Here is an 18,338-nt window from a genome sequence, read left to right as displayed (position 1 = left end):
TATCGCTGAATTTATCCCTTTAAACCTATTCAGTTGCAGCCTGCCCTGCACCTTGCCATAGTACTTTACAGCCTATGCAACATAACAAAAAATAAGGAAAAACCATGCGTATTCTGCCTTTTATCGGCACAGCTTTATTACTGGCGCTGGCTGGTCAGCCAGCAGCTGCAGAAGCTGCAACCGCAGAACGAACCCCATCAGCATCAGAGCGAGACAGAGGCGAAGGCCCGTATAAACGGTTGATTTTGCGTGGTGGTACTTATATCAGCGGTGAAGGCGCACCTCCTGTTGGGCCTGTCGATATTGTTATAGAACAGGATCGCATTACAGAAATCACCGCTGTAGGCAATCCTGGCGTTCCGGTGTTGCCACAAGGCAGGCCTAAAGCCCAGGCAGGTGATCAGGAAATGGATCTCAGCGGCATGTATATTCTGCCGGGTTTTATTGATATGCATGGCCATATTGGTGGCTCGGCCAACGGCACTCCGGCCGACTATGTATTTAAGCTCTGGCTGGCCCATGGCATTACCACAGTGCGTGAACCCGGCAGTTTTAATGGCGTCGACTGGACCATGCGCCATGTCAAAGCCTCAGAGAAAAACAGCATAGTAGCGCCTCGTATCGTGCCTTATATCGGCTTTGGTCAAGGCCTGAGTAAACCAGTGTTCAGCCCGGAACAAGCGAGAGATTGGGTGCGGGATATTAAAAAATCCGGAGCTTCGGGTATTAAATTTTTTGGTTCTACCCCGGCTATTATTTCAGCCGCTTTGGATGAAGCAAAAAAGCAAAAGCTCGGCACTATGATGCACCATGCTCAGCTCAACGTGATGGGCACCAATGCACTGGACAGCGCTCGTATGGGTTTAACCTCGATGGAGCATTGGTATGGTTTACCTGAAGCGCTGTTTACCGGCCAGGTGATCCAGAATTACCCTGCTAATTACAACTATCAGAATGAGCAGGACAGATTCGCCAACGCTGGCAATTTATGGAAACAAGCAGCAGCGCCTGGTTCAGAAAAATGGAATGCAGTGCGCGATGAACTGATCACACTGGACTTTACCATCAACCCTACTCTGACCATTTATGAAGCGACACGGGATGCCAGCGCCCAGCGCAATGCCGAATGGCATCAGGACTACACCCTGCCAACTTTAGCTAACTTTTTTAAGCCAAACCGTTATGCCCATGGTTCTTTCTGGTTTGACTGGACTACTGATCAGGAAATCGCCTGGCGCGAAAACTACCGCATCTGGTTTCAGTTTTTAAATGACTACAAAAATCACGGTGGCCGGGTGACTGCAGGGTCTGACGCGGGTTATATCTATAAAATTTATGGTTTTGCTTATATTCAGGAACTGGAACTGCTGCGTGAAGCAGGCTTTAATCCGCTGGAAGTGATACAAGTCGCGACCTTAAATGGCGCTCAGGCTTTAGGTATGGAGAAAGACATCGGCAGCTTAGTGCCGGGCAAAAAAGCCGATATGGTCATAGTGGCTGAAAACCCGCTGGCCAACTTTAAAGTGCTGTATGGCACAGGCCATTATCGCTTAAACGACAATAATGAACCGGAGCGCAGCAAAGGTGTGCGTTACACCATCAAAGACGGTGTGGTGTACGACGCGCAGCAACTGCTAAAAGATGTGCGCGATATGGTTCAAAACGCAAAAAAATAACCGTAGGGGCGGGCCTTGTGCCCGCCCGACTAATGATACCGCGGTGCAAATGGAAGTGCCGGGACAAGCCCAATAAAGATTTATTGGAACTCAAGACGGGCGGGGACAAGCCCCGCCCCTACACCGCCCTTCTATTCGATAAACGCAAAACCAGACAAAACCATGCCCTTCAATCTACTCTAGAATTGCTACCCCAGCCACTTCAGTGACGGTTTTGGCACCTGAACGCTCAATAATTTTGACCAGTACAGACTGAATTGCCTCACCCTGACGCACATATTCTGTAGCAGAGAATTTCTGCTCCTGCGCAGCAACCCCTTCTTCCAACACAAAGGTCACCACTACTTCGCTGGCCTTATCAGCGGTTTCACCAAAATAAGCCAGCGAAACGCCTGGATAACCTTCAAAGCCTTTGGTCAGCTGTTTTGAAAGGAGTTTTTTCGCTTTATCTAAATGCTTAATTGTTTCATCAAAGGGATATTCAGCAAGACTTTACAGCGCCAACGCTTGCCCTGCAGTTATTTCTCCTTCAGCCTGCTTCAGTGCCGCAATTCCAGCACAGTTCAAATGAAGCCGCATTTTCTTCGGCGCATTGACTGCAGTGCCAGTCTTCAGCCTTACTGTCCAGCTCCAGGTTCTGCAATATTCTGCTGGCCAGAGCAAAATCGTCTTCGTCCACCAACCATAACTCCAGCCAGCTATCAAAAGCCGATACTTCACCTATCATACTGACCGCATGTTCGTTTTTAACAAAAACCTCAAAACCTCGGCGTTGCAGAATGTTTTTAATATTACTGACAATCAGCCTGTTTTCATGGGTATAAATCATTTTCATGTCGGTGTCACTCCAGCCGCCCCACTGCATTTCATTCAGCAGACTCAGAACTTAGTATGACGAAGCAACAGGATACCGCCAATAGCTTTGGCTGAGCGGACAAAAATCAGCCCGCTCATTACGCAATTCCGGCCAAGCTGCAGTGCTGATCCGACATGGCAGCTTAACCGGCACAAAGAAATGAACTGACAAAGAGGAGTTACATCAGCTACCAGTGCAACCACAGACTGAACCAGCGCTGGCATTAAGGTTCGTCCAGTTGCCGTTCCATTTCAGGTAAGGTGCTGCTTTTTTACATACCCCCGGGTTCTCTTTTGTGCCATTGCCAGCACAAACACCAGCCGCCATACTGTTGGAGCTGATCACGCTGGGTGCCGTTACATCAATATTTTCGCCTTTGCCAATTTTAATATCTTTAAAAATATGGCTTAGTGCCTGTGAGGTCATATTGTTATTTACTGGTAAGCCTGAACCTTTGTAGTTATGACAACCAAAGCAATTACTGGCAAAACTTGAATTTAAATCAACATGTTGATAATCCGTTTCAGCCACTGTATTCGCCAGACGTAACGACCCTCTTTCGTTTGGCACGCCAGCACCACCCGAGCTTTTGCCGGTATCGCTAACCCACAATGCGCCAACAGTGAAGTAATTTGCCAATACCTTCATCGCAGGATCTATCCCAGGTTTCGATAATAAGGCAATTAATTCATTATTTTGCTGCGTAATGTCCGCAACATTTTCTGCAGCCTTGTTGTCGTTGCTGTCTGTCCCATTGGGGAAAACCCGACAAATATTAGTGGGTATTCCTGTGGGTTTACTGTCAGTGCCAGTGGTTTTCGGATCATTAAATTGGCAGGCATTTTTTGGATCTGAACTGGCCGGTAAAGCTGCGGTACAGCTGGCGCTGGCAAAGGTCCAGCCTGAACTTGGCTGAGGCTTTTGCGGGGTACAATCGGGCGTATTGTTTTTATGTTCGTAGGTACTCCAGATCATTTCAGGATGATCCTTGGTGGTGCTCACCATATGCATTCCAGCCAGACCCAGAGTGACAGCTTTACCATTAATACTTTGTTTTTGAGTGACAAAACTATTGGCTGCAATTTCGCTGTCTGACAGTACTTTCCAGCCAAATTTCATCTCCATAGTCCCAGCCGGAAAATTCGTGATATTTTTCTTTTGCAACTCCACTGCACTGGCAGATAAATCGCACAAAGCCCGGCTAAAACGCACATCGTAATACACCACATTGCCATCCTGCGCATAAATGGTAGAAGAGCCACCAGCCTGCCCTGTCCCCATCGACGTACCGCCATCCACTTTAGTTAAGCTGCTGCGTAAAATTGGCCCGGTAATAGTGCTGTCACACGAATTGGCTGGTGTTTTAGCGTCAGCCTGATACTCCAGCACAGGATAGTTCGCCTGCACCTGAAAATTGCGCAACCCATTGCTATTTTGTGACATCAGATACAAAAAGGTTTGAGTCGAAAACTGATAAAAGTCACAGAAGTCAGAGCTACCATCTGAACCACTTTTTTTAACTTCAGTTGGCAAAGAGGGATTTTTTAGCCAGTTAGGGTCAACAGGGCAAGCTGATGCAGCATCTGCGCTGGCATAAGCCTGATTGGCCTGCACCATCAGCGGCAACAACGAGCCTAAAACAAAACTGCTGACCACTAGTTTTTTTAAGGTATTCATCTGCGATATTCCTTCCTTTGGGATTGTTTTCACTTTGAGCAACAGGATGTAATGGTTTTGCCATTTTTTACCTGTTTCGAATACTTTAGTTTCTAAATAAGAAAATGAAAGCGGTTCTAAAAAAGAAACTGAATTGATGTACTGATGCGGCAAAAAGTCAGCGCAAAAGCATGACTTCCGGACTTGAGCTTGGTTTCCAAGAAAACCATTTGATTGTCAGGGGAATAACCAGGTGGACAAAGCACCAATCGACAGTATCGGCCAGGTGTTTAATGCATCGCAGCAAGGACACACTTTTTCTCATCTCCAAAGCATCAATCAATGCGGCATGAATACTTTGTGTTTTAGTGTATAAAGTACGCAAAGCCAGCCATTCTGTGACCGTCACGCCATGCTCTGGCAGTGATCTTTCAAAACGGCCAGAGACCAGATACAAGGTTTGTTTTAACAATTAGAATTTATTTAACTTGTACTGAATCAGAGCACAAAAGGTTGATTTTACCTTAGCTGATGAAGCAGCAACTCACCTTATTGCGCTCCAACAATACACAGCTCAAAGCTAATTGGATCTATTTATTGACATACCTATCTTAGGTCTTTAGATTGGTTTTTAACCAGCAGCAATAGTATCAGTACAGAGTTGTCTGGGATAACAACCTGTTATTAGCGGAAAGAACTCTAGGGAGTGGCGTATGAATCGTACTGTTATTGCTTTGCTTGTTTTTTGTTCAGCCTCGGTGCTGGCTGATGATGGCATTTATATGGATCTAAGCTCCACCTTTCACCCTAAAGCTGATACTCAAATTTCTGATACTGTTGATTCTTTCTGGGAAACTGGTGTTGGCTTAGGCTACAAAGAGCCATTGTCTGCAGCCTGGAATGCTGATTATGCTTTAGGTGTCACTACCGCCAAACCAGACTACTCAGGTGCTGGCGATGAGCGAACTCATGGTATCTACACCAGAGTTCTTTTCGAATACAACGAACTTTCTGATAGTGTTAAACCTTTTGCAGGTGTTGGCCTGCAGAAAACTTATGCATCAACTGGTAACTACACTGATGTGAAAAAGTCTGTGGGTTTAAACTTCTACCCTGAGCAAAAAGACTACAGCATCAGTCTGAGGGTATCGCACTCTGATTAATTGAATCAGCCAGCTGCTAGCCCACTAAACTGTGGGCTTTTTCCTGATATTTTGCTGCACTGATACCCTCAAAGCCTAAGACTTCAGCAGTTGTATTCTCACTGTTGCCCATCCACACAAACCCTGTTGCGGCCTGAAACCTTAGCCTGAATCATGGCTTTATCTGCGGCATGCAGCAAATTTTCCAGCATAGTTTGGGGTTCAAACTCGCCTTTGCATTCAGCTAAATTGGCACTGGCAATACCAAAACTGGCGGTACAGCTGATTTCACCGCCCTCAATCGCTATTTTGTGTTGTTCAAAACCCGCGCGCATCCGCTCAGCCAGTTGCTTGGCTTGCTCTGCATCCGTATCAGGCAACACCACCGCAAACTCTTCGCCACCGACGCGAGCCAGCACATCAGAACCGCGCACTATGCTTTGCGCCAAAGCAGAAATATTCACCAACACAGCGTCACCGGCAGCATGGCTCCACTGATCGTTTACCTGCTTAAAATGGTCCAAATCGAACATCACCACCGCCAGCATTTGCCCGGCACGATGTACCTGATGAGTTAGCTGTCGGCTGATATTAAAAAATGCTCTGCGGTTATACAACTGAGTGAGTTCGTCCGTATTAGCTTGTCGCTCAGCCAGTGCTTTGGCTGTGGCCAGTTGCTGCTCCATCTCTTTGCGCTCGGTAATATCTATAGCAATTTCAATACGCACCAGTCGGCCATCTACCCAATAAATGGCCTGATCGCGGCACTGATACCAGCGGCCATTCAGCGTATTCTGAAATTCCCAGACATAAACAGCAGCTGGCTTTCCTTCTGCATTCAGCAACCTGTTATTGGTGCAAAAATGGCAAGGTGAGTCTTGCCCTACCTGCAGCACCTGAAAACACTTCCGGCCAGCTATAGGCCCCCACTCCACCGTGCCATAGTCGTTGATATACAACAAATCGTAAGTTTGCATATCCGACACATACACCAACGCATCAAGACTATTCAAAATAGTTTTGATGGCCTGATAGCTATGGTTTTCATCCATAACAACAGATTTTGTCGCAGCTTCAGACACAACCGTAGAACCAGCAGAAATTGATATCATGACAAGCCAACCATCTGATAAAAATGAAACAAACAAAACAAATGAACATTAACATAAATGAATGTAACTGTGTTAATTTCAACCTGCCTGGCCCAGTCATCGTTCGACCTATTCATCTGCAGAAGTTCTTGTCATCTGCTGCGTTACAAGATAGAACAGAAGAAACCCATCAAGGAGTTAGTTATGGTTTATCGTTTTTCTCCCACTGCTTTGTTACTTAGCCTCTTTATGTGCTTCAGCCCTTTACAGGCCACAGAAACTGCAGCTCTACCCCAAAGTATCAAACAGGGCGCGGTAGCATCTCCTGATCAATACGGCGCTTTAGTGGCCGAGAAAATTTTGCGCAAAGGCGGTAATGCAGTAGACGCAGCCATAGCCACAGCTTTTACGCTGGCAGTCACATACCCTGAAGCTGGCAATATAGGCGGCGGTGGTTTTATGTTGGTCTGGTTTGACGGCAAACCTTATTTCCTTGATTACCGCGAAACAGCACCAGCAGCAGCCCATAAAGATATGTTTTTAAATGCCGACAAGCAGGTGATTGAAAACTTAAGCTTAATAGGCCATAAAGCCAGCGGTGTGCCTGGCACAGTGATGGGATTATGGCTGGCTCATAAAAAGTTCGGCTCCTTGCCATGGCAAGACTTGGTCGCTCCGGCCATTTATTACGCCAGCACTGGCTTTACTGTGGCGGAAAACCAGTATCAGTACCGCGCCGACTTATTACAGCAACTGGCGGGGAAAACCAATTTCGCGCAGTATTTTGCTGCAATGAAAGCAGGTGAAAACTTCAAACAACCAGAGCTTGCCGAAACCTTAAAACGTATAGCTGCACAAGGCCCGGACGATTTTTACAAAGGCAAAACCGCAGAGCTTCTGGTGGCAGAAATGCAGCGGGGCAAAGGCCTGATCACTATGGCCGATTTAGCCGCTTACCGCGCAGGTTGGCGTGAGGCTTTAGTCACTCCATGGCGTGACAAACAGCTGATTAGCGCACCACCACCAAGTTCAGGTGGCATAGCGCTGGCACAATTATTGGGTTTAAAACAGCGTCGCAGCAGCGATTTTACCGACCTAACACACAATAGCAGCCAGTATGTACATTTGGTGGCAGAACTGGAAAAACGGGTTTATGCTGACCGGGCAGAATATTTAGGTGACCCTGGTTTTGTCACAGTGCCGCAGCAGCAATTGCTCGACAGTACCTATCTGGATAAACGCGCCAAAGAAATTAATCCGTCAGCTATCTCTGAAACTAAAACTATAAAGCCAGGCCTTGAGGGCTATCACACCACTCACTTCTCCATTTTGGATAAACACGGCAATGCGGTATCAAACACCTATACGCTGAATCTGGATTTTGGCAGCGGTGTGGTGGTTCAAGGCGCAGGCTTTTTATTGAATAACGAAATGGATGATTTCTCTTCCAAACCTGGTGTACCCAACGTTTTTGGTGTTGTGGGTAACGATGCCAATGCAATAGCACCGGGCAAACGTATGTTGTCATCCATGACCCCCAGCATTTTGGTGCAGGACAACAAAGTTCAGTTGGTCGTTGGTACACCGGGCGGTTCAACCATCATCACCTCTATTTTTCAGGTGATCACCAACCTGTTCGACTTTGACATGCCATTGCAAAATGCCGTAGCAGCACCACGTTTTCACCACCAGTTATTGCCCAAAGATCAAATCACTATGGAGCCCTACGCCCCACTCCCTGCTGAAGTACAGCAACAGCTGACGAAAAAAGGCTACACACTGTATACCCAAGACTGGAATTTAGGTGACGTGCAGGCGATACAAGTGACAGCAAAAGAGGTTAAAGCCGCAGCCGACCCTCGTTCCCGCGGTGTGGCGAAGGTCATTGAGTATTAAGTTGAGTATGAAGTCGAGTAGTATTGAGTAGTAGAGTGAGATTTAACATTCTCGGGGCGGGATAAACCCGCCCCCTACAGTTTTATTGTTGTTTTGCAAACTTAAGATTAATAACATGAGCCCAACTTACCAGGCTGATGTTATGAAAATTCTTCAGCTCGTTAATTGTGACTTTTACTGATGCCCTTGCTGCAACACCACATAATCACGTTCAATATTGGGATAAAAACTTTTCGGTAATAAAGCCCAGTCGTGTACATCGACCAAAATTGGCAAAGTACTTTGCTGCAGTGCTTCCTGTAGTTCACACCAATCGCTTTGAGTAAGTTCAAGGTCCGCCGTGTTACGCAGCACTATATCAAGATCGCTGCCCTGATGCGCATTGCCATTAACTCTGCTGCCATAAGCCCATACTTCAGCCGTCGGAACATACTGCGCCAATAACTGCTTTAGCAAATTCAGGTGTCTTGGCTCTAGCTGCAGTGTGGAAATATCATTGCTGGGCATCAAATAATTCCTGAGTAGCCAAGGCTAAATCACGCACATCCTTTAAAAAATCAGGAAGAATTTTCAGCGTTTCGTTAGCAAAACCTTCGCCATAGTCGTGCGCTGTGGTATTGCGGTTAGCCCTGTAATTAATCCAGCGTTCAACCCCAGCAATATCCAGCAGACCATGTTTGCCTGCATGGCGTAGCACATCATTAAATACCAGCTTGTCCACTTCACGCGGACTGCCGCCATATAACTTCAGCGCTTTACGCAGCAACTTTCCGGTAGTTTCCAACGAGAGTTCAAAGCTTTTTATGGCCGCGTTGCGGTACAAATCGTACAACACATCACCTGAATCTACTTCAGCCAACCGAAGAATAGCTTGTTCCAGAGTGTCGGCAGTTCGTCTCAAATGCTCAACGTTCAAAGACATGAACCTTACTCCTTAAAAGTGTTACAGACTTAAGAATCTGTTCGCTGCAGCAATGTTAACAGAAGAGCAACTCAGCAGCTATTTGAATGTAGGGATGCAGCTTACGGCTCCGGAGTTAACAGATTCAGCCTATCATTTTAAACAATACAACCACCACGCCATACACAGCCACACCTGTGCAGACAGGCCAGCCTAAAGAACGGGTGCGCCGCCAAACCAGAATAGTGCAAAGCCCACCCAGCACTGTGGCCAACCAGGAACTCAACACCGCATTTGCAGGCGCTAACGACACACCAAACATAGCGGCAACCATAGTAGGCGCCAGCACGGTCAGCCAGACAGGCATGGTCTGACTGCTATTGTTGACACTGCGACGTACCAAATGTCGTTGCATCCAAAGCAAAGGCAAAGCCCGCAGTAAATAGGTCCCCAAAGCGCAGGCCAGCAGTAACAACCAGAGTGATTTATCCATGGATTTTCCCCTCTGCTTTTAGTTTGGCCTGCAGCAGATAAAACAGCGACACACCGCATATTGCCGCCAGCGGAATAGCTGAATTGGTCATGCCCATCAGCTTCAGCAGCAAGGCCGCCACTATGGTGATCAGCATGGTTAAGGACCACTGCACAGAGGTAAAACGTGGTGCCAATAACACCAAAAAAAGCGCTGGTAAGGCAAAGGGCATCACTTCGCCTAATAAAGGCCAGCGTTCAGTAATTTCAGCTCCGGCTATAGCACCCACTGCGGTGCCAACAATCCAGCTTCCCCATGCAATCAAAGCAGCGCTGATGTACCACCCCATTCGATCTTTTTCTGCCAACTGCGGCAATCTTGTATGGGCCAACGCAAAAATCTGATCAGTTAAGCCATGCATCAGTACTGGCCACCAACGGCTATTTGATAAATAAGGCGCAAGATTAGGCCCATACACTGCATGCCTGGCGTTAATCAGCAAGGTCATCACCAACACTAACAACAGCGGCGCGCCAGAAGCAACCATAGCGATAAACAAAAACTGCGAGGCCCCCGCATAGATAAGGGCTGAAATAAGTACAGCTTCCAGTGCAGTAAAACCCGATTGCACTGCAATCAAACCAAAAGAAATAGCCACCGGAATATAACCGCCCAAAAGCGGCAAAGCATCACGCGCGCCCTGCAACCATGGTGGGCTTTTTAGGGGGGCAACTGAGCTCATAGCCCCTCCCCACTTGGGTGATACACAATGGTCAAAAGCGCCGTAGCCCAGTTTTCGCCTGTGCGATACAAATGCGGCTCGTCAGCAGAAAAGCTATGGCTTTGCCCGGCAACTAAGGTTTTGGTATTCCCTTCAATACCCACTTCAAGCTGACCACTAAGCAAAGTAATAGATTCAACAGTGCCCATGGTATGAGCCTCTGCCTTGCGTTCTGTGTGTGGCGCACAGGACATCCAATAGGCATCGACAGGAGGATTGTCTTTGCCTTGATCGATCAGCCGCACCTGCACACCACTATCTCCGACCAGCGCACTAACAGGCGCTATCAAATTGCCAAAAGGCACTTGCAGCTGCAAAGACAAACGCCAGATGGTGTCCAGTGTTGGATTGCCATTGCCCTGCTCCAGTCGTGACAAATTAGATTTAGCAATACCGGCATCCGCAGCCAGCTGTGACAAAGACAAGCCCCGTGCTATCCGCAAACTTTGAATATGCCGCCCCAGCGTATCCAGTGTAGCTTTATCCATTACAACCTCTAATCGTTCTCTATACAGAACGTTCTATATAAGGAACGGCCGCTTGTCAATGTCCTGAACTGGAATTCTGTGCCTGAGCCTTGCATTTAATTCGAAACCAGAAGAGCCCAAGCTACGATAAAATTAGCCGGGAAAAGTAGCAAAACCCTTCACCTGGTCTAAAGTTTATCGGCTTGGCAGAACACCACTATCATGGTGATAGTGGGTGCCGTATTCCGCCAGCCAGAACCAAGGACATGTTATGAAACTATCTTTTTTATCTTGTCTGGTATTTTCTGCTGTGGTCTGTAGCGATCTTCAGGCGGTGGAAGAATCACATCATGCTGTTAGCGACGATGTGATTGCCCAGCAAAATGCCAAATTGGCAGCGGCCACCAAAGACAAAGGCTACGGCCCCCAGTCGCCTCGTGATATCGACATGAAAGCCGGCAGTGACCAGCGTATATTCGCTTTGGCTCCTTCGTATGAAAAGATGAACCTGTGCAATATTCATATGCACGTCAGCGCTGAACACAAAGGCGGTGAGTTCACCACTTATGCGGGCAACGGCGACGGAAAAGGCATGGGCTCGGGTTATAAATACAATGGCAAACTCAGCAAAGCCGAGTTAACCCCGGTCAAAGAGCCAGTATGTGCTGGTGAGCATGGTAGTTTGCATTCAGGTGACACCATCGAAGTGCATTATGTCCACACCAGCGCCATGGCTGCACCTGGTGCAACTTTAAATTCCTGTATGAGTGAAGCTATTAAAAACCCTGAACTGCGGGTAGAAGCTCAGGTTTTTGTGCTGGTGAATGACCCCAAAGCATTGGATTTCACCCAACTTGCCGCTGTCGGCATGGATGATGGCTACCATCAGGCGCTGAATATACCGGAGAACACAGGCGATCCTGTCGAGTATGCAGGCTCAACCACAGGCCCGGATTACAATGAAATCGCCTCGCCTTTTCAGGTCAGTTGGGGCGTTCGTCCTAAAGTGGCGAAGGTTAATATTGCCACAGTAGGTCAATGGTGTAAGGCCAACCCCTTTAAAGAATCCGAAGCGCACGCAGTACGTAACCTGGTAACCAACCCGGATCTATTGTCGAAAATAGACGAATAGCAAATCTGTTTCATGCAATAACACCAACTGCTTTTTAAATAAAAGCAGTTGGTGTTTTTCGTTGTGCGGGCAACTCCTGCTGCAATTTGCTTTGCCACTAGCGTAACTGCAGCACAGAAATAGACTAACTGTGCCCCTTTTTCCGTAGCTAGATCCTTTTCCACTGATAGTATTTTTCATCGGCTAACGCCAGTAATTCACGATCTTCTTTGGTGTCACCGTATGCATAAATTCGGTCGAAGTGGCTTAGTTTCAGTAAAGCCTTCACCCTGTTTGCTTTTTCTTCACCACAGCAATCAGGCCCGTTGTAATAACCTGTTAGCCTGTCTCCTTCAGCCTCAAGGCTGGCTGACAACAACTCAATACCCATGTGGTCGCACCATGGTTTGAGATAAAGATCCAAAGAGGCAGAAACCAGCACCACTCTGTCGCCTGCTGCTAAGTGCCATTGCAACTTTTTCATCGCCAAAGGCCGGATCACTGTAGGTAAAAACTTAGTGGCGTGTTGCCGCCCTAGTTGTTCCAGTTCCATTTTTGAGCGTCCGGTTAACGCCAGTTTGACCAGTAACCTGCGCATTCGGGAAGAAGACACCATGCCAATACGATAGGCAGCTATAACAGGTAGCAATAGCAAACGCCCCCAAAACAGCCGTGCTGGCGATATCACCTGTTTGATAAAAGGCGTAAAGGTGTCGCAGCTTGTAACTGTGCCATCGAAGTCGAATAAAGCCAGATCGGTAAATACCAGCTCGGGGTTATTAGGCACATAGCCCGGGTTTTCTGCCGCAAAGGCCAATAAATACTCCTGCTGCTTTTGTAGCTTGTCTTGCGCTTCATACTTTGCGGCCTGTTCGAGAATAAAAGTTCGGAACTTATCAGCCCCCCAGCTGTGTAAACCCGGAGGCACATCGGCTAGCGCCATAAGTTCGTATTCTGTCCATTCATGGGGCTGTTTTGGCACTGTGCTTTGGTCTGACATCAACGAATTCCTTTTCTTAACAACTAAATGCAGCGGCGGCTATTTAAAGCTGGATTGTAATTTTTTTAGCTAACACCTCTAAAAAATGAAGGCGCAGCACCTATTCAATGCTAAGTTAATTGCGTTACTTCGCCTGGGGCGTTCGCTGCTGATGTGTTGGCATTGTTGCATCGGCATACAAACAGGGGCGGATAGCCAAAATCTGCGAAGTCAGTTGCGCATAGACTTCGAAGTAACGGCCAGTTTGTGTTAAAGCTACTTTGGTCAATCTGTCCCGACAGTCTTAATAAGTTTCATACAGTCATACGCCCCTGAACTATCAGCTTTGCTGACGGCGAACCAGTAACTTACCCGGGTAACCTTGCGCTTCAGCTTACTTTGCAACAGCCCTGCCCCACACAATGTCCTCAGCATGTTCTGTAGTAAAACCACTGTCGTTACACACTATGTACCCAATCACCATGACACCATGGTCTGTATTCAAAGCTTCGATTCCAGCGCCAAGTAATCCGCCGGTTAAACCACCTAAAACGCCGCCAGTGACAGCCGCCGTACCCGAAGAAGAGCTGCCGCCGCCCTGCACTTCAGATGCAAAAACGTCAAACTCCTGATATCCGGATGGGCATAAGCGGGTTGCTTCTTTATTCCACTCTTGAGGTATGAGTTTTCCATCTTTATTGACAGCTTTTAGCTGGAAAATACTGTCATGAAATCTGACATAGCTGACTTCATTCACCAGAGAGCCACTGCTTGCACAGCCTTGAAGTAGCAAAAACACAGGGAACCCATAGCCCCATCGATTCAAAAATCTATTAAGCATAAATAATTCAAACTCCGTAAAACTGTGCAGTGATCATGTCTAACCAACTTTCCTGGAACACTCAGTCAATGAGCCTTTAGGTTGGTTTTTCACAATGAATTTCGACTCGTTTATCTCCATGATTTCGACGACTTCAATTATCTCAGACAATTCCGGGGGAGCTACTTCTTCAGATGTTTGTTCTATGGAATTGCTGCTTTGTTGCTGCATTGTGATAGTTCCGGTACTTGTTAACTGGTTCCCATCCAGAGCCCAGGTACCAGTGGCAGTGAATAAATATCTAGTAGCTGCCTTCTCAGCAGTAAGTGGGATCTTAAATACCGCAACCGAATTGATCCTTCCGTTGCTGGTATAAGTGTTCTCAATGCGACCCGATGCACTCACGCCGGTTATATCTGTAGTGAAGTCACAGACCCAGGTTCCGGGTAGATAGTGTTCGATAGTTTGTTGCTCGATCTGCAACATTTGAGCTAGTGCAACAAAGGGGGTGAATGACAAAAGGAAAATAAAAGCGCTATTTTTCATAAACATCCATATCTATCATCAAGTTATAACAGTGAAGTGAAAGTAACCAGATACCAAGCTATCAACTAAAACTAAGGTTATCAACTTTACTGGCCCGCTTCAGTTCAATTAGCCCGCCATCTGTATCAGCAAAAGCTTCACCAGTTAAACCTCAGGGACAAACCTATTTCCATCAAGGTCCGCCCGCCCCCACCATCAGGGCATAACCTGTACCTTGAAACAGACAACCAACCCAACATGAAGATCCTTCATACAGCAGATGAAATAAAACCATTTTTCTTCATCCAGCCATCCGCGTATAACAGACACATAAACTTTAGACATCCAGACTTCTTAATGGATACTCGAGCCGCACAATGGGGTACAGATACAATGAACAACTTCAAATTCAGCATCAAAAGCATTGGTTTTGATGAAAATTATCAACCAGCGGACAATACCCGTATCACCACCAACTTTGCTAATTTGGCTCGCGGTGAGCGCCGTCAGCAGAATCTTCGCAACACCTTAGCCATGATCAACAACCGTTTTAATAGCCTGGTGTTTTGGGATAACCCAAACTCAGATCGTTATTCGGTGCAGCTGGATATTATTTCTGTGGCTATCCAGATAGAAGGCGCTGTATCAAACACGGAAGAGAACAATGGACACAACTTCCCGGCCATTGAAGTATTAAAAACCACTATTATCGACGGCAAAACCAATCAGCGCATTGAAGGCATTGTTGGCAATAACTTTTCCTCTTATGTGCGGGATTATGATTTCAGCCTGGTGCTGCCGGAACATAACAAAAACCAGCCTAGCTTCAGCATTCCGGAGCAGTTTGGTGATTTGCATGGCAAGCTGTTTCAATACTTCGTCAATTCAGAAGCTTATCAGCAACACTTTAACAAACCACCAGTGATCTGCCTGAGTGTGTCCGATAACAAAACCTATCAGCGCACCAGCAATCAGCATCCAGTGTTAGGGGTTGAATACCAGCCCAATGAAACCTCTTTAACCGAGCAGTACTTCAAAAAAATGGGCTTAGAGGTTCGCTACTTTATGCCTGCTGGCAGCGCCGCGCCTTTGGCGTTTTACTTCTTTGGCGATTTGCTGAACGACTACAGCAACCTGGAGCTGGCCAGCACCATCAGTACCATGGAAACCTTTCAACGCATTTACCGGCCTGAAATTTACAACGCCCATGCCGCCGCCGGAGAGCGTTATCAGCCGAACTTAAAAAACCGCGATCACGCATTAACAGACATTGTGTACGACAGAGAAGAGCGCAGCCGCTTAGCGGTAGAACAAGGCAAGTTTGCACACGAACACTTTATCAAGCCGCACCATGCCCTGTTAAGCCGCGTGCTGGCACAAAGCTCTGCTGACAAAGCAGCACAGCAACAGTAAATCCGGCAATGAATTCAATTAAACCAAAGAGCGACCTATTGATGAAAAAATTACTCCCTACCTCAACGGCAGGCAGCTTACCTAAACCTTCATGGCTGGCCCAACCTGAAACCTTATGGTCGCCGTGGAAATTGCAGGGCGAGGAATTAACAGACGGCAAACAGGACGCTTTGCGTTTGTCGTTGCACGAACAAGAGCTGGCTGGCATTGATATCGTCAGTGACGGCGAACAATCGCGCCAACACTTTGTCACCACCTTCATTGAGCATCTGGACGGCGTAGATTTTCAAAAACGCGAAACAGTGCGTATCCGCAACCGCTACGACGCCAGCGTGCCTACAGTAGTTGGCCCTGTCAGTCGGCAAAAACCGGTGTTTGTGGAGGACGCCAAATTTTTACGCCAGCAAACCAACCAACGCATTAAATGGGCGCTGCCTGGCCCTATGACCATGATAGACACGCTGTACGATGCGCATTACAAAAGCCGCGAAAAGCTGGCCTTTGAGTTTGCCAAAATACTGAATCAGGAAGCCAAAGAACTGGTTGAGGCTGGTGTGGATATTATCCAGTTTGATGAGCCAGCCTTTAATGTGTTTTTTGATGAAGTAAACGACTGGGGTATTGCCGCTTTAGAACAAGCCGCTGACGGTCTTAAAGAGCTGCAATGCGAAACCGCAGTGCATATCTGTTATGGCTATGGCATTAAAGCCAACACCGACTGGAAACAAACTCTGGGCAGCGAGTGGCGCCAATACGAAGCCGTATTCCCTAAGCTGCAACAATCCAGCATCGATATCATCTCACTGGAATGCCACAACTCACGGGTTCCAATGGAGCTGCTGGAACTAATTCGCGGTAAAAAAGTGATGGTCGGCGCTATAGATGTCGCCAACCACAATATTGAAACGCCGGACGAAGTGGCCGCCACGCTGCGCAAAGCCCTGCAGTTTGTCGACGCCCACCACCTCTACCCTTGCACTAACTGCGGCATGGCTCCGTTACCGCGCCATATTGCACGAGGCAAACTGAATGCATTAGCAGCAGGTGCTGAGATAGTGCGTAGGGAATTGGCGGGCAAATAGCCACGGATTGAACGCAGTGTCACAAGGGTAGTGTTTTGCGGATTTTCCGTTGCGGTTTGATTGGAATAAATAGCCATTCAAACCGCCGCCCTTCCCCCTGAAATAACGGCAAGACCAAGTCGAAACCAGCTCATAGCCCATCCGCTAAATATAAACGCTGAGCTGCACCAATCTCCGCCACCAACCTTGCCATGCCGTCAAAATCTTTTAACCCTGCAAGCTCAGCGTAGTGTGGCCACCTGGACACAGCACCCACCACCTGCTTCACGATTTTTTTTGCTTTTGCCAGACTCAAATCGCCATGCCTGGCCACCTTCATCAAGTCATCAAACTCTATGTCTTTCGCTTTGCCATTTATGGTCATCTGGTGACGACTTGTCCAGCCTACACCATTACTGTAGGTGATGTCATACGCAGGTGACAGCGACCACTTGCCCTTCTGATCCATCAAAAATGCAATGTTCTTAGTATGATCATCCTGGTTAACGGCCACCACGTTAAACACCATTCTGAGGTAAAACTGCTCAATCTCTTTGGCCGATAATCCAAGCTGGCGTAAAACCCCAATCGCCTGTTCATAGGAGTAAGCACCAGACTCATTAAAATCATAATGCGCCAGGCCACACAAAGATTGCATATGCAACTTGTCGCCACCGGCTAACCTGTCAAAACGTTTGGTCATGAAATGTGAGCGGCCATTTTCTTTAAACAACCGACACTCACTCATCAGTACGCCAGCATCCAGCGCCATTAAGTAATAGGCATACTCCAGTAAACCAAATCCCTTCGGATCAGCCAGTAGCTCTTTATCTTTGTTTTCTGTGACGCCGTCGAACTTCAGTAGGTAATAGTCAAAACCCTCACCCGCAGGCGCCTGACCTGTCTTGATCACATTAGTATCTTTATTCCAGGCAATCACCGCCTTGGCCCTGGCACCACCAGCAGAGGTTCCAACCTGGATAATTTGCTCAACCACCTGTTGTTTATTCTGGTCGTCGGATCCATGCAGTTGAGTATCCAGTTCAACCTTTTCTTGCAGCGCCTGGTTCGCTAACTCAACCAGATCTGCTAATTGCACTTCTGAAGTGGATGTACTGATTGCGCCAATGCTCGGCCGAAATTCTAATCCTCCCATGCCACGAGAACCTATATAACATAAGCGCTCAATGGGGCTGAACGACTGTGGCGTGCGGTTATTACGTTCTAACCATTGATCAATCAGTCTATTACCAAACTTGTCCGGTAAGCTGTCCGCCAGTAATCCGGGAAGCCGCTTAAAGCTTTGTTCGGACAGTTCACTAAATGCATAGACTTTGTTGCTGAGCGGCATTTTAATGGGCGACAACTCGATACCTGAACGTTGAAAATTCCGATCGTATTCAAAGTAGCCTAAGTCATTTTGCCAAATAACTGAGCCAACTTTTGTATCCCACAGATACACCTCAGCTCTCTCGATTGCCCCTGCCATAC

19 protein-coding genes are annotated in these 18,338 nt (G+C 47.3%); 6 read left to right on the top strand and 13 right to left on the bottom strand.

Annotated elements, in window-relative coordinates:
• Positions 1-104: 104 nt before the first annotated feature.
• Complete coding sequence (locus EK374_RS06565; RefSeq protein WP_127021262.1) at positions 105-1,676, top strand: amidohydrolase family protein; 1,572 nt, start codon at positions 105-107, stop codon at positions 1,674-1,676.
• A gap of 174 nt (positions 1,677-1,850) precedes the next feature.
• Here EK374_RS06565 and EK374_RS20885 read toward each other — a convergent pair whose 3' ends face one another.
• The 3 genes from EK374_RS20885 to EK374_RS06550 form a co-directional block, all read right to left on the bottom strand.
• Positions 1,851-2,015, bottom strand: a complete 165-nt coding sequence (locus tag EK374_RS20885; RefSeq protein ID WP_233280359.1) for a hypothetical protein — start codon at positions 2,013-2,015, stop codon at positions 1,851-1,853.
• Positions 2,016-2,205: 190 nt separating this feature from the next.
• Positions 2,206-2,511: a putative signal transducing protein gene (locus EK374_RS06555; RefSeq protein ID WP_233280358.1), complete on the bottom strand. Its 306-nt coding sequence runs from the start codon at positions 2,509-2,511 to the stop codon at positions 2,206-2,208.
• Positions 2,512-2,715: 204 nt separating this feature from the next.
• Positions 2,716-4,209, bottom strand: a complete 1,494-nt coding sequence (locus tag EK374_RS06550) for a mannan-binding protein (protein WP_127021259.1) — start codon at positions 4,207-4,209, stop codon at positions 2,716-2,718.
• 692 nt (positions 4,210-4,901) lie between these two features.
• Here EK374_RS06550 and EK374_RS06545 point away from each other — a divergent pair.
• Positions 4,902-5,351, top strand: a complete 450-nt coding sequence (locus tag EK374_RS06545) for a hypothetical protein (protein ID WP_127021257.1) — start codon at positions 4,902-4,904, stop codon at positions 5,349-5,351.
• A gap of 98 nt (positions 5,352-5,449) precedes the next feature.
• On the opposite strand, the gene EK374_RS06540 is transcribed toward EK374_RS06545, so the two are convergent.
• Positions 5,450-6,442 (bottom strand): sensor domain-containing diguanylate cyclase, encoded by a 993-nt coding sequence (locus EK374_RS06540; protein WP_127021255.1) that lies wholly within the window; start codon positions 6,440-6,442, stop codon positions 5,450-5,452.
• A gap of 183 nt (positions 6,443-6,625) precedes the next feature.
• Between EK374_RS06540 and ggt the strand changes: the two genes are divergently transcribed.
• On the top strand, positions 6,626-8,317 hold the full coding sequence (gene ggt, locus EK374_RS06535; RefSeq protein ID WP_127021253.1) for a gamma-glutamyltransferase: 1,692 nt from the start codon (positions 6,626-6,628) through the stop codon (positions 8,315-8,317).
• Positions 8,318-8,491: 174 nt separating this feature from the next.
• On the opposite strand, the gene EK374_RS06530 is transcribed toward ggt, so the two are convergent.
• From EK374_RS06530 to EK374_RS06510, 5 genes are all read right to left on the bottom strand, one after another.
• Positions 8,492-8,824 (bottom strand): nucleotidyltransferase family protein, encoded by a 333-nt coding sequence (locus EK374_RS06530; protein ID WP_127021251.1) that lies wholly within the window; start codon positions 8,822-8,824, stop codon positions 8,492-8,494.
• The gene (locus tag EK374_RS06525) at positions 8,811-9,239 is read right to left on the bottom strand and encodes a nucleotidyltransferase substrate binding protein (RefSeq protein WP_127021249.1); all 429 of its coding nucleotides are present in this window, start codon (positions 9,237-9,239) and stop codon (positions 8,811-8,813) included. The genes EK374_RS06530 and EK374_RS06525 overlap by 14 nt, the downstream gene beginning before the upstream one ends.
• A gap of 124 nt (positions 9,240-9,363) precedes the next feature.
• Complete coding sequence (locus EK374_RS06520) at positions 9,364-9,711, bottom strand: AzlD domain-containing protein (RefSeq protein ID WP_127021247.1); 348 nt, start codon at positions 9,709-9,711, stop codon at positions 9,364-9,366.
• Entirely contained in the window at positions 9,704-10,432 is a 729-nt protein-coding gene (locus EK374_RS06515) for an AzlC family ABC transporter permease (RefSeq protein ID WP_127021245.1), read from the bottom strand. The genes EK374_RS06520 and EK374_RS06515 overlap by 8 nt, the downstream gene beginning before the upstream one ends.
• Positions 10,429-10,959, bottom strand: a complete 531-nt coding sequence (locus tag EK374_RS06510) for a helix-turn-helix domain-containing protein (protein WP_127021243.1) — start codon at positions 10,957-10,959, stop codon at positions 10,429-10,431. Before EK374_RS06510 ends, EK374_RS06515 begins: the two co-directional genes overlap by 4 nt.
• A 250-nt stretch (positions 10,960-11,209) precedes the next feature.
• Here EK374_RS06510 and EK374_RS06505 point away from each other — a divergent pair, with 250 nt between their 5' ends.
• Entirely contained in the window at positions 11,210-12,070 is an 861-nt protein-coding gene (locus tag EK374_RS06505; protein WP_127021241.1) for a delta-class carbonic anhydrase, read from the top strand.
• A 148-nt stretch (positions 12,071-12,218) separates the two neighbouring features.
• On the opposite strand, the gene EK374_RS06500 is transcribed toward EK374_RS06505, so the two are convergent.
• From EK374_RS06500 to EK374_RS06490, 3 genes are all read right to left on the bottom strand, one after another.
• A complete protein-coding gene (locus EK374_RS06500) occupies positions 12,219-13,049 on the bottom strand; it encodes an HAD family hydrolase (RefSeq protein WP_127021239.1) in 831 nt (276 codons plus the stop codon).
• Positions 13,050-13,422: 373 nt separating this feature from the next.
• Entirely contained in the window at positions 13,423-13,827 is a 405-nt protein-coding gene (locus EK374_RS06495) for a hypothetical protein (RefSeq protein ID WP_127021237.1), read from the bottom strand.
• A gap of 81 nt (positions 13,828-13,908) precedes the next feature.
• On the bottom strand, positions 13,909-14,394 hold the full coding sequence (locus EK374_RS06490; protein WP_127021235.1) for a hypothetical protein: 486 nt from the start codon (positions 14,392-14,394) through the stop codon (positions 13,909-13,911).
• 372 nt (positions 14,395-14,766) lie between these two features.
• Here EK374_RS06490 and EK374_RS06485 point away from each other — a divergent pair, with 372 nt between their 5' ends.
• Both EK374_RS06485 and EK374_RS06480 read left to right on the top strand, forming a co-directional pair.
• Positions 14,767-15,786 carry a DUF1852 domain-containing protein gene (locus EK374_RS06485; protein ID WP_127021233.1) on the top strand — a complete coding sequence of 340 codons (1,020 nt, stop codon included), beginning with the start codon at positions 14,767-14,769 and terminating at the stop codon, positions 15,784-15,786.
• 41 nt (positions 15,787-15,827) lie between these two features.
• Entirely contained in the window at positions 15,828-16,868 is a 1,041-nt protein-coding gene (locus EK374_RS06480; protein ID WP_127021231.1) for a methionine synthase, read from the top strand.
• A 130-nt stretch (positions 16,869-16,998) separates the two neighbouring features.
• Here EK374_RS06480 and EK374_RS06475 read toward each other — a convergent pair whose 3' ends face one another.
• Entirely contained in the window at positions 16,999-18,336 is a 1,338-nt protein-coding gene (locus tag EK374_RS06475) for a type II toxin-antitoxin system HipA family toxin (RefSeq protein ID WP_127021229.1), read from the bottom strand.
• Positions 18,337-18,338: the final 2 nt, after the last annotated feature.

This window comes from Rheinheimera mangrovi (assembly GCF_003990335.1).
Taxonomy (GTDB): domain Bacteria; phylum Pseudomonadota; class Gammaproteobacteria; order Enterobacterales; family Alteromonadaceae; genus Pararheinheimera; species Pararheinheimera mangrovi.
The sequence above is the reverse complement of the archived record's forward strand: the minus strand, read 5'-3'. Positions and strand labels throughout refer to the sequence as shown.